Here is a 20,179-nt window from a genome sequence, read left to right as displayed (position 1 = left end):
AATGAGTAAAGTAATAGGTATAGATTTAGGAACGACAAATTCATGTGTTGCTGTTTATGAGGGCGGTGAGGCGAAAATCATCCCGAATAAAGAGGGTAAAAATACGACTCCTTCGGTAGTTGCATTTACGGATAAAGGTGAAGTTTTAGTAGGAGATCCTGCAAAACGCCAAGCGATAACAAACCCAAACAAAACAATCTCTTCAATCAAGAGAATTATGGGTCTTATGATGAGCGAGGAAAATGCAAAAGCTGCTCACGATAAAGTAACTTATAACATAGTTAACAAAGACGGCATGGCTGCCGTTGATGTTGCGGGCAAGATTTACACTCCGCAAGAGATTTCGGCTAAGATCCTTTCTAAACTAAAAGAGGATGCTGAAGCTTACCTCGGTTCTACCGTAACTGACGCGGTTATTACGGTTCCGGCGTATTTTAACGATGCACAAAGAAAGGCTACAAAAGATGCGGGGACTATCGCGGGTCTTAATGTTCTTCGTATCATCAACGAGCCTACCGCTTCTGCACTTGCGTACGGACTAGAGAGCAAATCGGATGAAAATGTACTTGTTTATGACCTAGGGGGCGGGACATTCGATGTTACTGTTTTAGAGATAAGTGACGGTACTTTTGAAGTTCTCTCAACTGACGGTAACGCATTTTTAGGCGGGGACGACTTTGACAACAAAATCGTTGATTACCTAAACAGCGAGTTTAAAAATACTCACGGCGTAGATCTTAAAAACGACAAAATGGCACTTCAACGCTTAAAAGATGCAGCTGAAAATGCTAAAAAAGAGTTAAGTTCATCTACTGAAACAGAGATTAACCTGCCGTTTATCACTATGACGCAAGCAGGTCCTCAACACTTGGTTATCAAACTTACTCGCGCTAAATTTGAGAGTATGATTGAAAAACTTGTTGAAGAGACTATCGAGCATATCAAAACTGCTATGAAAGAGTCAGGTTTATCAAACAGCGATATCAAAGAGATTATCATGGTCGGCGGTTCAATCCGTGTTCCGCTTGCTCAAAAAATGGTTTCTGATTACTTTGGCGGTAAAAACCTAAACAAAAGCGTAAACCCTGACGAAGTTGTTGCGGCGGGTGCAGCTATCCAAGGCGGTGTTTTAAGAGGAGACGTTAAAGATGTACTTCTACTTGATGTTACTCCGCTTTCCCTTGGAATCGAGACTTTAGGCGGTGTTGCTACTAAAATCATTGAAAAAGGTACGACGATTCCGGTTAAAAAATCTCAAATCTTCTCAACTGCAGAAGACAACCAGCCTGCCGTTAGCATCTCGGTTGTTCAAGGTGAGAGAGAGTTTGCAAGAGATAACAAATCTTTAGGTCTATTTGAACTAGGAAACATCGCAGCGGCTCCAAGAGGCGTGCCTCAAATCGAAGTAACTTTTGATATCGATGCAAACGGAATTTTAACTGTTAGTTCGACCGACAAAGGTACGGGCAAATCTCAATCAATCACAATCAGCGGTTCTTCAGGACTTAGCGAAGAAGAGATTAACAAAATGGTTCAAGATGCAGAGGCACACAAAGCGGAAGACTCAAAAAGAAGAGAGTTGGTTGACCTTAAAAATCAAGCCGATGCACTTATAGCACAAACTGAAAAATCGTTAGGCGAAATCGGTACTAAAATCGATGCAAGCGAAAAAACTAAGATAGAGAGTGCTATATCTGAACTAAAAGATGTTCTCAAAGATACAAACTCTACAAAAGAGCAGATTGAAGCAAAAGTGAAAACTTTAACGGAAGTAAGTCACAAAATGGCTGAGCAGATGTACAAAAAAGATGATACTGCAGCTCACGCAGATAGTTCAAAAAAGAAGAAAGATGATGATGTCATCGATGCTGAAATAGAGTAAAAACAGCTTTGCTCTCACACAAATACGTGTGAGAGTATCCTTAAAAACCCGCCACATTCTAAAGAGCTTAACGGCTTTTTAATATTTCACGATGTAAAATTAATTTACAGGTCTGATTAAACATCTCAACTACTTAAACCTTAAAAGGAATTATGTGTTTTACAAAAATATTATTTATACGCTTACTTTATCTATCCTGTTTTTTGGATGCAGTACCTCAAATCAGGCTCTTAATGCAAAATCTGCATCTAAGAGCGGATATGTGAGCCAAAGCGGTTACTATTATGCATTGATTGAAAAAAATAATACCGGTTGGAAAATAGTCGATATAAAAGATACCGAAATAGAAAAAAGAGCAAAAACGAATCAAGAGATTCTTAAAGTAAATGAGGCAAATGGCGAAGTAAACCCAAATTTTGCGATGAACTCTTCAAATGTATATGTATGCCGTGACTCAAATAATACCGGTCAATATACTCCGTGTACAAGCAATCTAACAAGTGCTGTTACTCCGGAAAATATCGTAGGCCTCATAAAAAATCTTGATGCTAAATCTCCTAAACAAAAGTATGTCGATAAAGAGCTGATTGATGAAGCCATAAGACAGACAAACCTGTTTAAAGCTATTGAGAATAAAAAAATTATATTTGAGCGTGCACAATGTGACCGCCTATTTCTTGAAGCTAAAACAGTAAACGAGCTTGATGCATTTATAGAAAAATATTCATCTTATGCTTATGCCTCTACTTTAATTCCTATTGCTACAAAAAATCGCGATAATTTAAAAATCCAAGAGCAAAATAAAAAGCTAGAAGAAGAGCGATTGGCAAAAGCAAGCGAACAAAAGATACTAAAGAGCGAAAAACAGCTAGAAAAAGAGAATATAAACTTAGCAAAAATGGAGCAAAAAGCTATAGACAACTACACAAAAAGCATTGAAAACTTTAGAAAAAACATTAAAAAAGGTGTAGAAACAAATTGCGGTTTAGTCGTTGATGTGAAGGAGTCTCAGGCAAAAATCGACTTTACCCATAAAGAGAGTGTAAACGAGCTATGGATTGATGCAAAGAAACTCTTTCCAAAAGGTCACGGCTGCCGTTTTGTCAATGGAAAATATATAGCACCTGCTACTTTTTAAAGATATTGAGGTACTATATATAAAAACATAAGAGTTTATTTTCGACCATTTTGACTTGGGAGAAGCTATGAGAACTTTTATCGCTATCTTTAGCATTGCGACTTTTATAGCTGCTTTGTTAGTTGCCTTTGTAGGAATAAAAAAAGAGAGTATAAAAATAGGTCTTCTTTACTCGGCAACCGGAACCATGAGCACAAACGAAAAACCTCTAGGAGATATACTAAGAGCTGCCGCAAGAGAGATAAACAGAAGCGGCGGTCTGCTAAATAGAGAGCTAGAAATCATCGAGTTTGACGGAAAATCTGATTCAAAAGAGTTTAAAAAAGGTGCCAAAGAGCTTATCGACAAAGGCGTTGTAGCTATCTTTGGATGTTGGACTTCCGCTTCAAGAAAAGAGGTTAAAGAGATAGTCGAATCAGCAAACAGCATACTATTTTACCCCGTTCAGTATGAAGGGTTTGAGAGTTCGCCAAACATAGTCTATTTAGGTCTTAGCGCAAATCAGCAGGTCAACCCGACTATAGACTTTATCAAATCAAATTTCGGCAACAATATCTATCTTGTCGGTTCAGACTACATCTACCCAAAAGCTACAAATTTTTACATAAACGAGTTGTCAAAACTAACCGATTTACATGTAGTGGGAGAGAAATATTTTACATTAGGCTCAAGCGATTTTAAAGATCTCTTTGAAGATATAAAATCTAAAAAACCCGATGCAATTATAAATACCCTAAACGGCGATTCAAACATAGAATTTTTTAAAAAACTTCAAGAGTTTAACATAACATCAGATATAGTTCCTGTGATATCACTAAGCGTGGATGAAGCATCGCTTTTAGAGATTTCCAAACATGTGCAAAACAGCGCAACTCTTGGACACTATGCAACATGGGGCTATTTTAAAGGTATTAACGACGGTCAAAATAAGTTTACAACAGATGCTATGTTTTCAATGTATCTCGGCATAGAGCTTTTTAAACAAGCGGTACTGAAATCAAAAGAAATAACTTCCGCCGAGATACTTAAAAATATAAAAAGAACAAGTGTTAATATATCTGATAACATCTTTTATGTAGACCCCATAAACCAACATGTTCACAGAAAAGTATTTATAGGCAAAATAAATAACCAAAATCAGTTTGATATCGTATGGCAATCTAAGTATATAATAAACCCTCAACCCTATCCGCCGTTTAAAGAGATTGATTTTTGGGAAAACGGTATAAACGAGATTTATAAATCTTTTGGTAACTCTTGGGAAGGCAAAGGTGATACAAAATGAGTAGACGGTTCAATTTGCATATAAGAGATGAAATTCTATTTTGGTTTATCGTAGTTTCCGTTATTCCAATTATTACTCTCTTTAGTATAAACTATTTCTTTTACAAAAATCAGTTTAAATCCCAAGCAAAAGAGCGTCTTGAGCTTACCTTAAATGAAAAAATATCAAAATTAGAATATCAGATAGAAGATATCGAAAAAAGTTCAAAGCTTATAGCCTCTTTTCCATGTATGGTTAACGGTTTTTTAAAACATAAAGATAATTTTGAGCAAAACAATCATCTAATTAGCGATGACGAAAAACTTAACAAAATACTAAACAACTTTACAGATAAAGATAAATTTTATGACATCTTTTTTATAGATATGGACGGAAATATAATCTACTCGTTCAAAAAAGAGTCAGATTTGGGTACAAATCTTATAACAGGTATCTATAAAGATACAAACTTGGCTTCCGTATATAAAGATGCAAAAATGTTTTTAAACACTAAGATAAGCAGTTTTGAGTATTATCTGCCTTCTGAAGCCCATGCGGCTTTTGTTGCACATCCGATCTATAATGAAGATAAAATTATCGGTGTTATTGCAATTCAACTTGCAAAAGGCAGGCTCTCTAAAATATTTGATGATCAAAAAGGCTTAGGTGAGAGCGGTGAATTTTTTGCATCTACCATAAACTCTCAAAATAAATTAATATCAACTACGCCTTTAAAATATATAAAAAACTCCGTAGAAAACGAATTTGAATTTAACGAAAACAAAGAGTTGGCATCTGCAAAAGCTGCAAGAGGAGGATACGGCAGCGGTGAAGGTCTTGACTATAGAGGAGTTGAAGTTATCACGGCGTGGGGGTATATTCCCGCGCTTAATTGGGGAGTTATCGTAAAAATAGATCTGGATGAAGTTTTAAAACCTATACATAAAGAAGAATTAATCTCAATTGCAGTTATCCTCATTGTTTTGGTTTTTATTGCTATTGCAATCATTATGGCGACAAAACATATAGTTTTTCCGATAGATGCTCTTATAAAAAGAGTAAAAGAGTTCTCTTTGGAAAATCAAGAAAAAAACAGAGTAGATGTTTATGTGGACAACGAAATAGGAGTATTGGCGCGCAACTTCAACAAAATGGCTAAAAAACTTAAAAATTCGCAAAATATTATCAAAAAGCATGCTATCGGCCTTGAAGATAAAGTAAGAGAGAGAACAAGAGAGCTTGAAGAGGCAAAAAATGAGCTTAGCAAAACAAACGCTTCTATGAAAAGATATCTTGATATTGTGGATAGATATATTATCTCCTCTTCAACGGATTTAAACGGAGTTATTACGGAAGTCAGTAGTGCATTTTGTAATTTTACCGGCTACGAGAAGGATGAACTCATAGGTAAAAAACACAATATAATGAGACATCCTAACACACCAAACGAACTCTACAAAGAGATGTGGGGAGCCTTAAGGAGAGACGAAACTTGGAGGGGTGAGATAAGAAATACTACAAAAGAGGGTAAGTCTTATTGGACACACGCAACAATTTCTCCGATATATAACGCCTCAGGGGAGAAAATCGGCTATACCTCCTTAAGATACGATATAACCGCTCAAAAGATTACAGAAGAGCTTTCAGTGACGGATCAATTAACGCAACTATACAATAGGCTAAAACTTAAGTCTATTTTTGATAGCGAGATAGAGAGAGCCTCAAGATACAGACAAATCTTTAGCGTCATTATGTTGGATATAGATCATTTCAAATCCGTAAACGACACTTACGGGCACAACATCGGCGATAAAACACTTATTGATGTTGCAAAAATATTAAAAGAGAACTCAAGGGTAACAGACATTGTAGGTCGTTGGGGCGGAGAAGAGTTTATGATTATACTTCCGCAAACGGATATAAAAGCAGCTGCCGAACATGCAGAAATTTTAAGAGCAAAAATAGAACAGTACCGATTTGAAGCCGTGGGGAGAAAAACATCAAGTTTCGGCGTAAGCAGCTTTATTGATGACGATACATCTGAAACAATAGTAAAAAGAGCGGATGATGCTCTTTATGAGGCAAAAAACAGCGGAAGAAACAGAGTCTGCATAAGAGAGGATTAAAAAATCGCCTTAACACAGTTTCTACCCGAAGCTTTTGCTTCATAGAGAGCTCTATCGGCTCTCTCGATGACACTCTTTAGCTCATCGTCTTTTACTACTTTTGTGACTCCGAAGCTTGCAGTAATTTTGCCTGCTTTATCTATATTTAACTCTTCTATATGAGCTCTTAATTTTTCGGCTAATAAAAGTGCATTATCCATATCTGTCGCAGGAAGGAGTATAACAAACTCCTCTCCTCCCCATCTGCATACTATATCTATGTTTCTTAGGGTTTTTTGCAGCTCATGAGAGATTTTTACAAGAACCTCATCCCCGACATTATGCCCGTAAGCATCGTTTATCTTTTTAAAATGGTCTATGTCTATTATGATTAATGACATACTGTTATCTCTCTCTGCCATAGTTTTGTATGATGAGAGATATAGTTCTAAAAATTTATTGCGGTTATATAAACTCGTAAGAGGGTCTATAGAAGCCATCGCTTCATACTTTTTGCTCTTGTTTAAAAGAGAAGCATTGATTTGACAAAGCTCATCATGATGCTCTTTCATAAGCATTGCCCATCTTGAGTATGAGAGGGAAATAAGCTCTTTTTGCGTAATTATCCCAGACATATCTCCGTTATCGTCAACAACTACTACTCTTTTATAATGCTTCTCTTTCAAAAATGCCAAAGCCTCTTTTATAGAACTGTTTTTACTTATCGTCTCAACTGGAGATGACATATAGTTACTTACAGGCAGCTCTAAATCTTCGTTATGTTTGATGATTTTTACAACATCCTTTGTAGTAAAGATTCCTATAGGCTTGAAGTTTTCTACAATCATTACGCTCTCGTAACGGTTTTTTATCATCTCTTCAAGCAAATCAAGCGTCTTCATACCTTTATTTATCCACTTGGCTCTTCTGCTAAGCTTTAAAAAGTCCTGCAGACAAAAATTATCCATCAGTGTCTCAGGGTCTATACTGCTTGTAACATCCGTATGCGAAACAAGCCCGTGAAGCGAACCGTCTCCATCAATTACACATATATACTCTATTTCGCAATTTAGATAATCAACTATCTCTAAAATATTTTTATCTTTATGTGCTACGGAAACGCTATTAAGTTTTAAGCTCTTAAGCGAATCATTCAAATCTATATTTTGAATTTTAATATTTAAAATGTCGTTTACCGTTAAAATACGAAAAACATTTTCATCTATTACTATTATATTTCTATGCACGCTCTCAAACATCATTTTTATAGCATCTGAAATCGTCTTGTTTATATCTATTGAAACAACTGAAGTTGTTGCTATACTGCCGATTGTCGGGAATTTCATAACTTTAACCTCTAAATGGCATTTAATGCTTGTTGAATTTTTAACGCTTGAATATGTTCTCTTACATCATGCACACGGATGATAGAAGCTCCGTTTCTCACAGCTTCAAGATGCAGAGCAATAGTCCCTGCAAGCCTCTCTTTTGGCAGAGAGGGCGAGATTTTATCTATCATCGACTTTCTTGAAGCACCGATGAGCAGAGATTTGCCGAGTGTCAAAAAGTGTTCATGATGTTTTATAAGCATCAAATTATGTTCTAGCGTTTTACCAAACCCTATTCCGACATCTAGGACAATATCTTTAACACCCATCGCTTTGGCCTCTTTGATTCTCTGCCCAAAAAATGAGTAGATATCGCTTAATATATTTTCATACTCCGGATTTTCTTGCATAGTTTGCGGTTTTTTTTGCATATGCATAATCACTGCAGTCGCATCATAACTTGCACAAAGCCTGCAAACCTCTTTATCCGCCAAACCCGTTATGTCGTTTACTATCTTAAATCCGCTATCAAGCGCATAAGAGATAACATCAGGCTCATAACTATCAATGCTGAATTTTACTTTATTAAAGAGTTTTTCGCCTTGTATTGCGTCAAGAATCGGCTTTACTCTTCTTAACTCTTCATATTTATCTACCCGTGCAGAGTTAGGAGCAGATGAAACTCCGCCGATATCTATGATATGGGCGCCATCTGCTATCATACGCTCTATGGCTTCTATCGCACTGCCCTCTTTAAATCTCGACTCGCTAAAAAAACTGTCGTCATTCGCGTTTATAACGCCCATGACTTCTACATCTTTTGGTTTTTTGATTTTTAAAATCTCTTGAAATTTTTTTGCCGCCTCTTTTAGTCCAAAGGGTTGAAGCAGCTCTTTTTTACTAAGAAGCTCTAACTGTTTTGAAGTTGCGATGAGTATGCAATCCACATGCGGAGTTTTTGCCACGACCGTTCCGCGAGGCACCGCCAAATCGGCACCCACGCTTAGGGCATCCTGCTTTAAGATATTGGCTCCGCCTACATGCAAATCTCTGATATAGAGAGTGTGATGTGCCGCTTTTGCCGACATGATACCTACTCCGCCGCTCTCTACGCCGAGCTCTTTTAGATATTTTTTTATATCAATACTATTTGATAAAAGTTCAATTTGCATTTTTTTCTCCCGCAAAACTCATAAGAAGCATAGCCAAAACACTCTGCGGTCTTGAGTTTAACTCCAAGAGTCTATACGCTCTGTCAAAATTTTGAAGTTGTGAAACACTAAGTGTAACCCTCTCTTTAACGGCTCTGTTAAAAAGCGCTTCGACAAGACCCTTCGCTTCGCTTTTTTTAACTCTCTCGTTTGCTTTTAAAAACTCAAAAACTTCTGCATAGTCTATCTTAGATAGATTAATATTGATCTCTTGTGCCGTATGCTCTGTTTCGCCTTTTAAAATCGGCATTCTTGAGCGTACGGTAGGAAGCAGGTTTGATTTTGTGGAGGATATGATAATGTACTCTATGTTTCTAGGCGGCTCTTCCAGTAGTTTTAGAAGCGAATTTTGCGAAACGCTGTTAAAATTATTAGCACCCAAAACGATATATTTCGTTTGCGATTCGCTGATGTATGACTCTGCAAGGACTGCTTTTGCATGCTCTATTTTAAACTCATCTTCTATAAAACCGACAACTCTATTTGGTTTTAACTCTTCTCTTAGCCTCTCAAACTCCGCTTGGATGTTAGTGGAGATTAAAATATACCCTTTTTTAGAGTTATGAGTTGACATCAACTTCTCCAAACATCGCAGCATTAAGAGATGCATTAAAAAGTCGGTAAAGTTGTAGTAATTTTATATCGAGCAGTTTATCGTAAGATTTTAGGGTAAAAGCATTGAGGTAGTCTTCATCAAAAATCCAAAAATAGCTTGTATCTTTTCTTTTTGCGATATCGGCTCTTTTGTCATCGCCCCTGCCGATATACCAAAAGAAGTAATCATCTTTATGAGCTAAAGATATCATATCTTCAACCATATCAATCATCTCGCCGCCGCTTATGCTGTTGTAGTGCTTGTATATACTATCTATGCTAAGTATCGGAAGAAGCGGACGCTCAAGTTGAGCGCTGTTTAAAAAATCAAGGATATAAGTCTCAAGCCATTTTCTCTTCTCATCAGTAATGAGAATGACCGTCTTACCGCTAAGAATCTGCTCCAGTGCCTGTGAAGTCGTAGTCGTCCAGTCAAACCGCTGCTCTTCCAACCAACTAAAACAACCGCCCTCTTCTCTGATAGCGTCTAGGCTCCATTGAGCAAAATCCGACATAAAGTTACTTATCTAATTCGTAAGCACTATGAAGAGCTCTAACCGCAAGCTCTGCATACTTCTCAGCAATAACCATAGAGATTTTTATCTCTGAAGTTGAAATCATATTGATATTGATATTTTCAGCCGCCATTGTAGAGAATGCCTTTGCGGCAACGCCCGTATGAGATTTCATACCTACACCGACAATAGAGACTTTACAGATATTTTCATCATAAGTCACTTCATCTACTTCAGACTCTTTTACAAATGTATCCATTACCGCTTTTGCGTCGTTTAAGTCGCCCACCGGAACCGTAAAATCAATATTCGCTTTGCCGTCATGTCCGACATTTTGGATAATCATATCAATGTTTACATTATTTTTTGCAAGTTTAGTAAAGATATCAGATGCGATTCCCGGTCTATCTTTTACGCCTATTAACGACACGCGAGCTTGATTTTTGTCTAACGCTATTCCGCTTACTAACGGTTTTTCCATAATATTTTCTTCCTTAGTTATTAAAGTTCCCTCTTCATCTGAAAAGCTTGTTCTTGTTACTAGATTTACATTTAATTTTTTTGCCAGTTCAACTGAACGGTTTTGAAGCACTTTCGCACCCAAAGACGCCAATTCCAACATCTCGTCGTATGAGATTTTCTCTAACTTTTTAGCCTTTGGCTCAATTCTCGGATCAGTCGTAAATATTCCGCTGACATCGGTGTATATCTCGCACAAATCCGCTTTAACCGCTCCTGCAATAGCAACGGCGCTTAAGTCGCTTCCGCCGCGTCCAAGAGTCGTTACGTCACCGCTCTCGTTTACACCTTGAAAACCGGCAACTACTATGATTTTACCCTCTTTGAGAGCTTCATGCATAGCAGTCGGATCTATATTTTGGATGCGCGCTTTTGTATGATGGGTATCCGTTACTATTCCGGCTTTTCGCCCGCTCATTGCAACTGCGGGAAGTCCCATCTCGTTTAGAGCTATTGAGAGAAGCGATGCAGTTACGCGCTCTCCTGAACTAAGAAGCATATCCATGTCCGCGCGAGAAGCATTTTTAGAAAAATGTTCGGCATAATCTATAAGCTTATTTGTCTCTCCGCTCATAGCCGAAACGACTACAACGACATCATGTCCGGCTTTTTTTGTTTTACTTACGCGATTGGCAACATTTTGAATGCGATTTAAATCGCCTACACTCGTTCCGCCAAATTTTTGAACTATCAACATTTATAACAATCCCTCTTCTTTGAAATAATTTATCACACTCTCATAAACATTTTTTTTAAAACTGGCACTAAGATTTAAAGCCTCATCGGCAGTTACAAATTTATAATCACGAAACTCCGGATGCTCCGTATTGATATTTATCGTTGCATCCTCTTGCAATTTAACCAAAAAATATCTCTGTGTCTGCCCTATAAAAGGCTTCATGCTTTGTGCTATTCTTGGAGGAAAGTCGTATGAAATCCACTCAGGAAACTCAGCAATCACCTCAACTCTGTCAGTGCCTATCTCCTCTTGAAGTTCACGAAAAAGAGCTTCTATAATCTCTTCTCCCTCATCAATCCCGCCTTGAGGAAACTGCCATACATCAAGCAAATCATTTCTTTGAGCTAAAAAAATCTCTTTTTTATGCGGATAGCTGTCTGATACTATTATCATAGCAACATTAGGGCGATATAAATCTTTTTTGCTCATAGCTTCACTTCGATATTAAGTTTTGAATTTGGAATTATACAAAATTAGCATTTAAAATCAACTATTTTTCATTTTATTATTGTAAACTTTTAGATAAAAAGAGAGAGGCTATTTGAATGAAAGAGTATGTTTTAAAAAAGAACGATTTTTTAGTATCACAAACCGACTCAAAAGGCATAATACTATTTGCCAACGATGACTTTTGTAATGTTGCAGGTTATACGCTTGAGGAGCTAGTCGGAAAACCTCACAATATCGTTCGCCATCCCGATATGCCAAAAGCTGCATTCAAAAGTCTATGGGAGACAATAAAGAGCGATAAAGTCTGGAACGGTTATGTAAAAAACAGAACCAAAGAGGGCGGGTTTTACTGGGTTTATGCAACCGTTTATCCGCTATATGATGAAACAAGAAAAGAGAAAACTTATCTTTCATGCCGAAGAAAACCATCCGAGCAAGAGATTCAACAAGCCCTAGAGCTATATAAAACATTAAGATAGGAAATTCAGATGAACGCTACACAAAAAAATATAATCATATCTATAGCTTTTTTAATACTTTTGGCATCACTCTTTTTGGTAGAGTCTACCATCATTCACGCAGTTCTTGCAGTAGTAACTTTTATGATTACAATCGCGCTCGGATTGATAAAGAGTCCGGGTAACGCCTATATAAACTCAAAAAGAGTCGAGTTAATCGACATGATGGAGTTTAACAGAAACAGAATCGAGCTTAACAACAACACTCAAGATGAAGCGGAGGTAAACTTCAACAAGATTGTAAACAGTTACCAAAATTCAGTACTTGAAGATACGAAAGTTGCAGGCGAGATGGTTCTTTTGGCTGATAAAGTTTCAAGAGGGGACTACTCAAGCAGAATTTCATCCGACTCTAAAACTCCTTATGTACATGTACTTAAAAACAGCCTAAACAATATGCTGAACCATTCTGAAAAAAATATCGATAATGCCATCTCTACACTTAAGAAGTTTTCAAACGGAGAGTTTTCGACAAGAAGCACAATCGATGTCGAAGCAAAAATGGCTGAACTGCTCACAAACATAAACAATCTCGGTCAAGCACTTCAGGATATGGAACAAAAAAACAAAGAGAGTCAAGAGACCATAGTCGAATCTTCAAATATGCTAAACCAAACCATCTCAAAAATTACCAACAGCACGATTAGAGACCTAAAAGAGATGATTAACGAGACAGTAGAGAGAATCCACAATGTTGCTCAAAAAGAGAATGACATGGTTGATAACCTTCAAACTCTAGTAGCAAATGCGAATGAGACAAAAAGCATTTTAGCTACCATCGGCGATATAGCCGAACAGACAAATCTTTTAGCGCTTAATGCGGCTATTGAAGCGGCTCGTGCAGGTGAACACGGAAGAGGATTTGCCGTTGTTGCCGACGAGGTGCGAAAACTTGCAGAGAGAACTCAAAAAAGTTTAGCCGAGACTTCAGCGACAACAAATGTTCTAATCCAATCTATCTCTGAGAGTTCCGATGCGCTAAACAGAAATGCCGATGAAGTTAACGATATCTCAAATGAAGTCGGACTCATCAGCGATAAAATGGATGAGATTATCAACACGCTTAGCAATCTTTCAAGATAGGAAATGTTACTCTACATACACATCCCGTTTTGTGATTCAAAATGCTCTTACTGCGCTTTTAACTCTTATGTAGACAAGTTTCACCTCAAAGAGCACTATATGGAGGCTCTTTGTACTCAGCTTGCGTTTGAGCTAAAAAGATTTAGCGCCACGCCAAAAGCGATAGAATCACTCTTTATCGGCGGCGGAACACCCTCTACCGTTTCACCGAAACTTTATAAAAAAATCTTTGAGATGTCAAAACCCTATTTTGGCGATAATATAGAAATAACAAGCGAAGCAAATCCAAACAGCGCAACTTTTGAGTGGCTTGAAGGAATGTTTGAACTTGGAGTTAATCGTATAAGTTTCGGAGTGCAAAGTTTTAACAAAGACAAACTAAAGCTTCTAAACCGCGCGCATAACGCCACTCAAGCAAAAGAGGCGATTTTAAATGCAGAAAAAGTCGGATTTAAAAATATCTCGCTTGACCTGATTTATGCAACGCTGGGCGATACAAAAGCGCTTTTAGAAAACGACCTTGTCACCGCTTTTTCTCTGCCCATAAATCATCTTAGCGCTTATGCCCTGACCATTGAAGAGGGCACGCCCTTTGAGTCAAAACCGCATATGTCAAAAGAGAGACTAAAACTAACATCTTGGCTCTTTAAAAAAATAGGCGATGCCGGATTTGAGCAGTATGAAATTAGCAATTTCGGCTCTTACAGAAGCACTCACAATCTTGGATATTGGGAGTACAAAGATTATATAGGGCTTGGAAGCGGAGCCGTTGGCAAACTGGGCCCAGAGAGATACTATCCGACTCCCAGCGTTGAAGAGTATATTAAAAATCCGCTAAATATAAGGAGTGAAACATTAACCCTAGAAGATAAAAAAACAGAGCGTATTTTTTTAGGTCTTCGTTCATGTGTGGGAATATCTAAAACTATTTTAAATTCAAATGAATTAAAAAAAGCCTATCTTTTGGTTGATGAAAAAAAACTTATATTACAAAATGATACTTTTTACAACAACGACTACCTTTTATCAGATGAGATTGCACTCTTTATATATTAATTTAATTATTCTTTAGATAGAATCTTGCCCTATTATATAATTTAAGGATTTTTTTATGTTTGGTATGGATTTTGGAGAGATACTCGTCATCGCTGTTGTTGCTATTTTATTTCTTGGTCCGGATAAACTACCGGGTGCAATGGTAGAGTTAGCTAAATTTTTTAAAAGCACTAAAAATACTATCAGTTCTATAAAAGATAGTTTTGAAGAAGAGTTGAATGTTAAAAGCATGAAAGATGAAGCTTTGGCATACAAAAAAGAGCTTCTTGATGTTTCAGATCAAGTAAAAAGCTCTACGGATATTAAAGCAATGGCGGCAAAGCTAACAACGCTTGAGGATGATTTTTATATGGGTGAGGGCCTCAAAGAACCGGAGAAAAAAGCTGCTCCGACTCAGCCGCAAGAGGTAACACTCAAAAAGAACGATACTGCACAAGCGACAAATAAAGTAGAAGAAGATAAGAAAAATGTTTGATGAGATAAGACCGCATTTAATTGAGCTAAGAAAAAGATTGGCAATATCTATTGCCACCCTATTTGTAATGTTTTTTGTAATGTTCTCTTTTCATGAAGAGATTTTAGAATGGATAGTCGCGCCGCTGAATAATGCACTTATCGAAGTCGGTAAAACATCCATACATGCAGCTGACGGTATGGTTACGACGACTCAAGTCGGCGGAACATTTTTTGTTGCTCTTAAAGTGTCGTTTTTTGCGGCAATTTTAGGTTCTTTGCCTATAATTTTGGCTCAAATATGGGCATTTGTGGCGCCGGCACTCTATGCAAATGAAAAAAAACTAGTACTTCCGTTTATATTCGGCGGAACGACAATGTTTATAGTCGGAGTTTTATTTTCTTATTATGTAGTTACCCCGTTAGGCTTTGATTTTCTTATAGAATTCGGTAGTTTTAAATTTACTCCGCTTATAAACATAGAAGATTATGTAGGATTCTTTACAAAAATTATGTTTGGTTTTGGAATTGCTTTTGAATTGCCTATTTTTGCATACTCTTTAGCACTTCTTGGCATGATAAACGACAGACATATGATAGAGTTTTTTAGATATGCGATAGTACTTATTTTTATAGTTGCTGCCGTTCTTACTCCGCCGGATGTTTTAACTCAACTTCTTATGGCAATCCCGTTAACCATTTTATACGGTATCTCTATTTTAATCGTTAAAGCGGTAAATCCTGCACCTCCTCTTGAAGAGGAAAAAGAAGATGAAGACGAGATTGATGCCGATATGAAAAAATTAGAGAGATAAAGTGAGTAGCAAAGAGCTACTCACTTCTAGCTATGATTTTTGCCTTCCAAAAGAACTTATAGCGACCTACCCAGCCTCTCCCAGAGACAGTGCAAAACTTTTAGTTTACGACAGAACAACAGGCAAAATTTCACATGTTAATTTTTGGGATTTAGAAAAATTTATCCCGAAAAATTGCGCACTTATATTCAATGACACAAAAGTAATAAAAGCAAGGCTTTTCGGCGAAAAACCAAGCGGCGGAAAAATCGAACTTCTTATAAACAGAGCCTTAAATGCACACGACATAAGTGTATATATCAGGGGCAAAGTAAAAGTCGGCACCAAAATCATTTTTAATGAAAATCTAATTGCGGATGTAAAAGAGTTGCTTGAAGAGGGAAGCAGAATTGTAAATTTTTATCAAGACGAAAACTTTACTAAAGAAGCTTTACGCTTTGAAGAGCTGCTCCCTATTATAGATAAAATCGGTCATGTTCCCCTCCCTCCGTATATCCAAAGAGAAGACAATAAAGAAGATGAAAATGAGTACCAAAGCGTATTTGCCAAAGAAGAAGGTGCCGTTGCGGCTCCTACGGCATCGCTTCATTTTACAAAAGAGCAGCACGAGAGAGTCTGTTCAAAATTTCCTCACGCTTTTATAACACTGCATGTAGGAAGCGGAACATTCAAGCCCGTAGAGTGCGATACGATAACAGAACATCCGATGCACTCCGAGTATTATGATATTTCCGATGAAGCCAAAAAACTTCTTGATTCCGAGATACCTATTTTAAGCGTAGGAACAACTTCTACAAGAACGGTAGAGTTTTATGCAAGAAACAAAGAGTTGCAAAGGGGTGAAGCAAATCTATTTTTACACCCAAACAACAGACCGCTAAGAGTAAACCATCTGCTTACAAATTTTCACCTGCCAAAATCAACACTGCTTATGCTTGTCGCCTCTTTTGTCGGCTTAGAAAAAGCTATGGAACTCTACGACATAGCCATAAAAGAAAGATACAGATTTTACTCTTACGGTGATGCTATGTTAATATTATAGATTGCTACAACACAAAAATTTTACCGCCGAGTATCTCTATTTCACCGCTAAGCTCAGCTTCAAAAACTCTTTGCGGATACTTAGCCAAAGCCTCATCATAAGTGGGATTTGCCGTGCAAAACTCTATAAAATCATCCCTCTTTGGCAGTTGCTGATTTTTAGATGTAGAAAATCTTGCAACAAACTCGTCTATATCATAAATCACTTTTGCTCTCTGCTCTTTAACAAGCAGGTTCGTACCGCTGCTCTCACCAAAACGCTGCGGAAGTACGAAAATCTCTTTTTTCATTTTTAATGCAAACTCTACACTTCTCATAGTTCCGCTGTCTATCTCTGCCTCACCGACTACTAAGACATCTCCGAGTGCAACGACAAGCTCGTTTCTCACCACAAAACTCCAAGGAGTCGCACAAAATCCGAGTTCAAACTGACTAAGCAAAAGCCCGTTTTTTTGTATATCGTTTAACAAACTCTTATTTACTGCCGGATAACGCAGATCTATCCCGCACGGTAAAACAGCGATAGTGTTTGAGCTTCCGGCACCCGCGTGAGCTACCGCATCTATGCCCATAGCACCGCCGCTTACGATACAAACTCCGTTTTTACAAAGTGCGGATGAGAGTTTTTGAATAATCTCCCGTGAATATTTTGTCGGTTTTCTGCTTCCGACAATCGAGATTTTTGTTCTTTTTAAGAGTTCAAGATTTCCGTCATAAAAAAGCTGTGAAGGATAGCTTTTCATAGAGAGCAGTTCGTGAATCTCATTTTTAACTATATTCATTTTAATAAAGCTTATCTACCAAAACCAACTCAACATCTTTAAAGAGGTGTTTTGATTCATCAATTGCTAAAATCGTATTTGCGTGCGGATGCCCTATTGCGATTGCGCTTCCGTGCAACTTAGCTACTTCGATTGCTTTTTTAATTTGTGATTTTATATAATCTTTATCAATCTGATGATCTAAAAAAACATCTCTGCCTACATACTGTTTTTTATAACTTTTCATTACGCTGGGCACCTTTGATTCGCCGATAGTCCTGCTATCGATAAAACTAATATTTTGTTCATTCAGCACATGAATCAATCTACCTACCGCCCCTTCGTCTGATGTAAACTTACTGCCTGCATGATTGTTTATATACTTAACTCTTGGAAAAAGTTTTTTTATCTCTATAATTCTTTGTGATATCTTCTCTTGGGAATCCTCTACCCTAAGGGTAAAGGGTTCCTCTCTTTTAAAATTTTTAGCTTCCATAGGTAAGTGAACCATATAGAATTTCTCTTTTGATGCCAGAACATGGGAGTTCGGTCTAAGTTCACTCGGCGGCAAAAAAGACATTGTTATAGGAAGTTTAAGGTTCTCTACGGCGCTAACATGTGACTTAACGCTTACATCATCTATGATAATCGCCAACTTCGCTTTAGTAGAAATTTTTACGATTTCACGTTTTGGCGGTGCCGGCAACACTGCGCCCTCAACCTCATGCGAAGCATCTTCATACTCTTTTACCGCCTCTTTTTCCCTTGCCTTCTCTTTCTCTATTTTAGTTTGGTTCTCGTCTTTGGCTTTAACTTCTTTCTCTTCTTTTGCCTCTTTATCTTCCGCTATCGTTTTACTCTCTTTTTTTAATACCTCTTTGAGTCTGTTGTTTACATCCAAATCCTCTTTTTTAGCACCTGAATCTTCAAGTTTTTTGAGTACGGAGGATCTTTTTTCTTCTTTTATCTGTTCTTTTTTTACTGTTTCTTTTTTCGCATCGTCATATCCAAAGTAGTATCCTGCAACAACCGAGCTTAATGCAACCGCTATAAAAGTTAAAATCCATGCTATATAAACTAAAGTTTTTGATTGCTTTTTGGAACTACTTTTTTTCCTTTTGTGCATTAAATCTCCATGTAAAACATCTCTATTATAGAAACAATTTTTTTGTAAAACTATATCCTAAAAACCCAAAATAGTTTATATAAGGACATTGTTTTTTTTAAGTATAATTTTTGTATAATCCCGCGTTCCTTTCTCTTTGTATCGAATTTTTTCGATATATATACATCCGAAAGGGAAACAAAAGCCTATTTTTAGGCGAAATACCAAAGGGAGATTATACTCTATGAGAAATTACGAAAACCTAGTAATCGTAAAACCAACATTAACAGCTGAAGAAATTCAAGCTAACATCAGTGCTATTGAGGAAGTTATTACTTCTAACGGTGGCGAAATAGCTGCTAGAGACACTATGGGTATGAGAAAATTAGCATATCCTCTTAACAAAAATGAGCGTGGTTATTTCCATGTTATCTACTATTCAGTTGCTCCATCGGCAATTAGTGAAATTGAAAGACGCTTCCGTATCAACGAGAATCTTCTTCGTTTTGTTACTATCAAATATGATACAAATCGTGAAGTAACGGCTTGGAATCAGTTAGTGCAAAAAGCTCAAAAGAAAGCTACACAACCGGCAGGCGAAGCTAAGGTAGAAGAAGTTGTAATACCTGCAGCACTTGAAGAAGAGGCTGAATAAACAGCAGAGTAATTGGCTAACGCCTAAACAAATAAGGAAGATTCATGTATAACAAAGTTATTTTGGTTGGAAACTTAACTAGAGATATTGAACTTAGATACTCTCAAGGCGGCATGGGCATAGCAAGCACAGGTCTTGCTACAAGCCGCAAGTTTACCGTAAACGGTGAAAAAAAAGAGGAAGTTTGTTTCATAGATATTACATTCTTTGCCAGAAGTGCAGAGATTGCCAACCAATACCTTAGAAAAGGGAGTAAAATCCTTGTAGAAGGTAGACTTAACTTTGATCAATGGGTAGATCAAAACGGACAGAAACGCTCGAAGCACTCTGTTGTTGTTGAAACTATGCAAATGTTAGATAGTAAAGGCGATAACCAAAATGCTAACGATTACAAGCCTCAACAGGCTCAGAATCAGCAGCAAGGTTATCAACAGCCTAATTACCAACAACAGCCGCAAAGCTATCAACAGCCGAGTACTCAGCAAGCTTACTCACAAAGCAGACAAATGCCGAGTAGCAACTCTATTCCGGAAATAGATATTGATGAAGATGAAATTCCATTTTAGAAAACATAGATAACAAAAGGAAATAACATGGCAGAAAGAAGAAAATACAAAAAAAGATTTTGTAAGTATTGTGAAGCAAAAGTTGATTTTATGGACTATAAAGATGTAGGAGCACTTCGTTTCTCTCTTTCAGAAAGATATAAAATTATGCCTCGTCGTTTAACAGGCAACTGTAAACGTCACCAAGATATGATATCAACAGTTATCAAAAGAGCTCGTGCAGCAGCATTAGTTCCATACACTGTAACTAGAAAAACAGTTGTAACTGCACCATTTGAGAACCTAAAATAGGTTTTTTTGGTGCTTTTGCACCAAATCCACTCCCATAAAATTCTCAAACAAAACACTTTTTAATTTAGGAATATTTTTTGCTACATACAA

At 37.2% G+C, this 20,179-nt stretch carries 21 protein-coding genes; 13 read left to right on the top strand and 8 right to left on the bottom strand.

Annotation, left to right across the window (positions count from 1 at the left end; genetic code table 11):
- The first annotated feature begins 1 nt into the window (after position 1).
- The 4 genes from dnaK to PHQ93_RS01585 all read left to right on the top strand — a co-directional run bounded on the left by dnaK (position 2) and on the right by PHQ93_RS01585 (position 6,410).
- Positions 2–1,882 carry a molecular chaperone DnaK gene (gene dnaK / locus PHQ93_RS01600; RefSeq protein WP_299939993.1) on the top strand — a complete coding sequence of 627 codons (1,881 nt, stop codon included), beginning with the start codon at positions 2–4 and terminating at the stop codon, positions 1,880–1,882.
- Between the two features lie 154 nt (positions 1,883–2,036).
- Entirely contained in the window at positions 2,037–3,020 is a 984-nt protein-coding gene (locus PHQ93_RS01595; protein ID WP_299939992.1) for a hypothetical protein, read from the top strand.
- 67 nt (positions 3,021–3,087) lie between these two features.
- On the top strand, positions 3,088–4,305 hold the full coding sequence (locus PHQ93_RS01590) for a transporter substrate-binding protein (protein WP_299939991.1): 1,218 nt from the start codon (positions 3,088–3,090) through the stop codon (positions 4,303–4,305).
- The gene (locus PHQ93_RS01585; RefSeq protein WP_299939990.1) at positions 4,302–6,410 is read left to right on the top strand and encodes a diguanylate cyclase; all 2,109 of its coding nucleotides are present in this window, start codon (positions 4,302–4,304) and stop codon (positions 6,408–6,410) included. Before PHQ93_RS01590 ends, PHQ93_RS01585 begins: the two co-directional genes overlap by 4 nt.
- On the opposite strand, the gene PHQ93_RS01580 is transcribed toward PHQ93_RS01585, so the two are convergent.
- From PHQ93_RS01580 to PHQ93_RS01555, 6 genes are read right to left on the bottom strand one after another with little or no spacing between them, the layout of a single operon-like run.
- A complete protein-coding gene (locus PHQ93_RS01580) occupies positions 6,407–7,735 on the bottom strand; it encodes a diguanylate cyclase (RefSeq protein ID WP_299939988.1) in 1,329 nt (442 codons plus the stop codon). The two genes, PHQ93_RS01585 and PHQ93_RS01580, sit on opposite strands and share 4 nt — an antisense overlap.
- 11 nt (positions 7,736–7,746) lie before the next feature.
- A complete protein-coding gene (folP, locus tag PHQ93_RS01575) occupies positions 7,747–8,889 on the bottom strand; it encodes a dihydropteroate synthase (RefSeq protein WP_299939986.1) in 1,143 nt (380 codons plus the stop codon).
- Entirely contained in the window at positions 8,879–9,502 is a 624-nt protein-coding gene (locus PHQ93_RS01570) for a DNA polymerase III subunit delta' (protein WP_299939984.1), read from the bottom strand. Before PHQ93_RS01570 ends, folP begins: the two co-directional genes overlap by 11 nt.
- Positions 9,489–10,037 carry a HobA family DNA replication regulator gene (locus tag PHQ93_RS01565; protein WP_299939981.1) on the bottom strand — a complete coding sequence of 183 codons (549 nt, stop codon included), beginning with the start codon at positions 10,035–10,037 and terminating at the stop codon, positions 9,489–9,491. Before PHQ93_RS01565 ends, PHQ93_RS01570 begins: the two co-directional genes overlap by 14 nt.
- 4 nt (positions 10,038–10,041) lie before the next feature.
- Positions 10,042–11,253, bottom strand: a complete 1,212-nt coding sequence (locus PHQ93_RS01560; RefSeq protein WP_299939979.1) for an aspartate kinase — start codon at positions 11,251–11,253, stop codon at positions 10,042–10,044.
- Positions 11,254–11,724: an RNA pyrophosphohydrolase gene (locus PHQ93_RS01555; RefSeq protein WP_299939976.1), complete on the bottom strand. Its 471-nt coding sequence runs from the start codon at positions 11,722–11,724 to the stop codon at positions 11,254–11,256.
- Positions 11,725–11,840: 116 nt separating this feature from the next.
- Here PHQ93_RS01555 and PHQ93_RS01550 point away from each other — a divergent pair, with 116 nt between their 5' ends.
- The 6 genes from PHQ93_RS01550 to queA are packed head-to-tail and all read left to right on the top strand — an operon-like array spanning position 11,841 to position 16,712.
- Complete coding sequence (locus PHQ93_RS01550; RefSeq protein WP_299939974.1) at positions 11,841–12,224, top strand: PAS domain-containing protein; 384 nt, start codon at positions 11,841–11,843, stop codon at positions 12,222–12,224.
- A 9-nt stretch (positions 12,225–12,233) separates the two neighbouring features.
- On the top strand, positions 12,234–13,346 hold the full coding sequence (locus PHQ93_RS01545) for a methyl-accepting chemotaxis protein (RefSeq protein ID WP_299939971.1): 1,113 nt from the start codon (positions 12,234–12,236) through the stop codon (positions 13,344–13,346).
- 3 nt (positions 13,347–13,349) lie between these two features.
- Positions 13,350–14,402: a radical SAM family heme chaperone HemW gene (hemW, locus tag PHQ93_RS01540; RefSeq protein ID WP_299939969.1), complete on the top strand. Its 1,053-nt coding sequence runs from the start codon at positions 13,350–13,352 to the stop codon at positions 14,400–14,402.
- A gap of 55 nt (positions 14,403–14,457) precedes the next feature.
- Entirely contained in the window at positions 14,458–14,877 is a 420-nt protein-coding gene (tatB, locus tag PHQ93_RS01535; protein ID WP_299939967.1) for a Sec-independent protein translocase protein TatB, read from the top strand.
- Positions 14,870–15,670, top strand: a complete 801-nt coding sequence (gene tatC / locus PHQ93_RS01530; RefSeq protein WP_299939965.1) for a twin-arginine translocase subunit TatC — start codon at positions 14,870–14,872, stop codon at positions 15,668–15,670. Before tatB ends, tatC begins: the two co-directional genes overlap by 8 nt.
- Position 15,671: 1 nt before the next feature.
- Positions 15,672–16,712 (top strand): tRNA preQ1(34) S-adenosylmethionine ribosyltransferase-isomerase QueA, encoded by a 1,041-nt coding sequence (gene queA, locus PHQ93_RS01525; protein ID WP_299939962.1) that lies wholly within the window; start codon positions 15,672–15,674, stop codon positions 16,710–16,712.
- A gap of 4 nt (positions 16,713–16,716) precedes the next feature.
- Here the strand turns inward: queA and PHQ93_RS01520 are convergent, their stop codons facing one another.
- Both PHQ93_RS01520 and PHQ93_RS01515 read right to left on the bottom strand, forming a co-directional pair.
- Positions 16,717–17,493: a DNA-processing protein DprA gene (locus tag PHQ93_RS01520; protein ID WP_299939959.1), complete on the bottom strand. Its 777-nt coding sequence runs from the start codon at positions 17,491–17,493 to the stop codon at positions 16,717–16,719.
- A gap of 1 nt (position 17,494) precedes the next feature.
- Complete coding sequence (locus tag PHQ93_RS01515) at positions 17,495–18,598, bottom strand: divergent polysaccharide deacetylase family protein (protein ID WP_299939957.1); 1,104 nt, start codon at positions 18,596–18,598, stop codon at positions 17,495–17,497.
- A gap of 223 nt (positions 18,599–18,821) precedes the next feature.
- Here PHQ93_RS01515 and rpsF point away from each other — a divergent pair, with 223 nt between their 5' ends.
- The 3 genes from rpsF to rpsR are packed head-to-tail and all read left to right on the top strand — an operon-like array spanning position 18,822 to position 20,089.
- Positions 18,822–19,232, top strand: a complete 411-nt coding sequence (gene rpsF, locus PHQ93_RS01510; RefSeq protein ID WP_299939954.1) for a 30S ribosomal protein S6 — start codon at positions 18,822–18,824, stop codon at positions 19,230–19,232.
- 44 nt (positions 19,233–19,276) lie between these two features.
- Positions 19,277–19,798, top strand: coding sequence for a single-stranded DNA-binding protein (locus tag PHQ93_RS01505; RefSeq protein ID WP_299939952.1), 522 nt, complete (start codon positions 19,277–19,279; stop codon positions 19,796–19,798).
- A gap of 27 nt (positions 19,799–19,825) precedes the next feature.
- Positions 19,826–20,089 (top strand): 30S ribosomal protein S18, encoded by a 264-nt coding sequence (gene rpsR, locus PHQ93_RS01500; RefSeq protein ID WP_299915740.1) that lies wholly within the window; start codon positions 19,826–19,828, stop codon positions 20,087–20,089.
- Positions 20,090–20,179 lie beyond the last annotated feature (90 nt).

The organism is Sulfurimonas sp. (assembly GCF_028714975.1).
In the GTDB taxonomy this organism is placed as follows: domain Bacteria; phylum Campylobacterota; class Campylobacteria; order Campylobacterales; family Sulfurimonadaceae; genus Sulfurimonas.
Note: the sequence above shows the minus strand (reverse complement) of the source record. Positions and strands in the feature narration are given on the sequence as shown.

What these genes read in the sequence shown, in the direction of transcription:
- dnaK (WP_299939993.1), top strand. Translation starts at nt 2, where the DNA reads ATGAGTAAAGTAATAGGTATAGATTTAGGAACGACAAATTCATGTGTT.
- PHQ93_RS01590 (WP_299939991.1), top strand. Translation starts at nt 3,088, where the DNA reads ATGAGAACTTTTATCGCTATCTTTAGCATTGCGACTTTTATAGCTGCT.
- PHQ93_RS01585 (WP_299939990.1), top strand. Translation starts at nt 4,302, where the DNA reads ATGAGTAGACGGTTCAATTTGCATATAAGAGATGAAATTCTATTTTGG.
- PHQ93_RS01580 (WP_299939988.1), bottom strand. Translation starts at nt 7,735, where the DNA reads ATGAAATTCCCGACAATCGGCAGTATAGCAACAACTTCAGTTGTTTCA.
- folP (WP_299939986.1), bottom strand. Translation starts at nt 8,889, where the DNA reads ATGCAAATTGAACTTTTATCAAATAGTATTGATATAAAAAAATATCTA.
- PHQ93_RS01570 (WP_299939984.1), bottom strand. Translation starts at nt 9,502, where the DNA reads ATGTCAACTCATAACTCTAAAAAAGGGTATATTTTAATCTCCACTAAC.
- PHQ93_RS01565 (WP_299939981.1), bottom strand. Translation starts at nt 10,037, where the DNA reads ATGTCGGATTTTGCTCAATGGAGCCTAGACGCTATCAGAGAAGAGGGC.
- PHQ93_RS01560 (WP_299939979.1), bottom strand. Translation starts at nt 11,253, where the DNA reads ATGTTGATAGTTCAAAAATTTGGCGGAACGAGTGTAGGCGATTTAAAT.
- PHQ93_RS01555 (WP_299939976.1), bottom strand. Translation starts at nt 11,724, where the DNA reads ATGAGCAAAAAAGATTTATATCGCCCTAATGTTGCTATGATAATAGTA.
- PHQ93_RS01550 (WP_299939974.1), top strand. Translation starts at nt 11,841, where the DNA reads ATGAAAGAGTATGTTTTAAAAAAGAACGATTTTTTAGTATCACAAACC.
- PHQ93_RS01545 (WP_299939971.1), top strand. Translation starts at nt 12,234, where the DNA reads ATGAACGCTACACAAAAAAATATAATCATATCTATAGCTTTTTTAATA.
- hemW (WP_299939969.1), top strand. Translation starts at nt 13,350, where the DNA reads ATGTTACTCTACATACACATCCCGTTTTGTGATTCAAAATGCTCTTAC.
- tatB (WP_299939967.1), top strand. Translation starts at nt 14,458, where the DNA reads ATGTTTGGTATGGATTTTGGAGAGATACTCGTCATCGCTGTTGTTGCT.
- tatC (WP_299939965.1), top strand. Translation starts at nt 14,870, where the DNA reads ATGTTTGATGAGATAAGACCGCATTTAATTGAGCTAAGAAAAAGATTG.
- PHQ93_RS01520 (WP_299939959.1), bottom strand. Translation starts at nt 17,493, where the DNA reads ATGAATATAGTTAAAAATGAGATTCACGAACTGCTCTCTATGAAAAGC.
- PHQ93_RS01515 (WP_299939957.1), bottom strand. Translation starts at nt 18,598, where the DNA reads ATGCACAAAAGGAAAAAAAGTAGTTCCAAAAAGCAATCAAAAACTTTA.
- rpsF (WP_299939954.1), top strand. Translation starts at nt 18,822, where the DNA reads ATGAGAAATTACGAAAACCTAGTAATCGTAAAACCAACATTAACAGCT.
- PHQ93_RS01505 (WP_299939952.1), top strand. Translation starts at nt 19,277, where the DNA reads ATGTATAACAAAGTTATTTTGGTTGGAAACTTAACTAGAGATATTGAA.
- rpsR (WP_299915740.1), top strand. Translation starts at nt 19,826, where the DNA reads ATGGCAGAAAGAAGAAAATACAAAAAAAGATTTTGTAAGTATTGTGAA.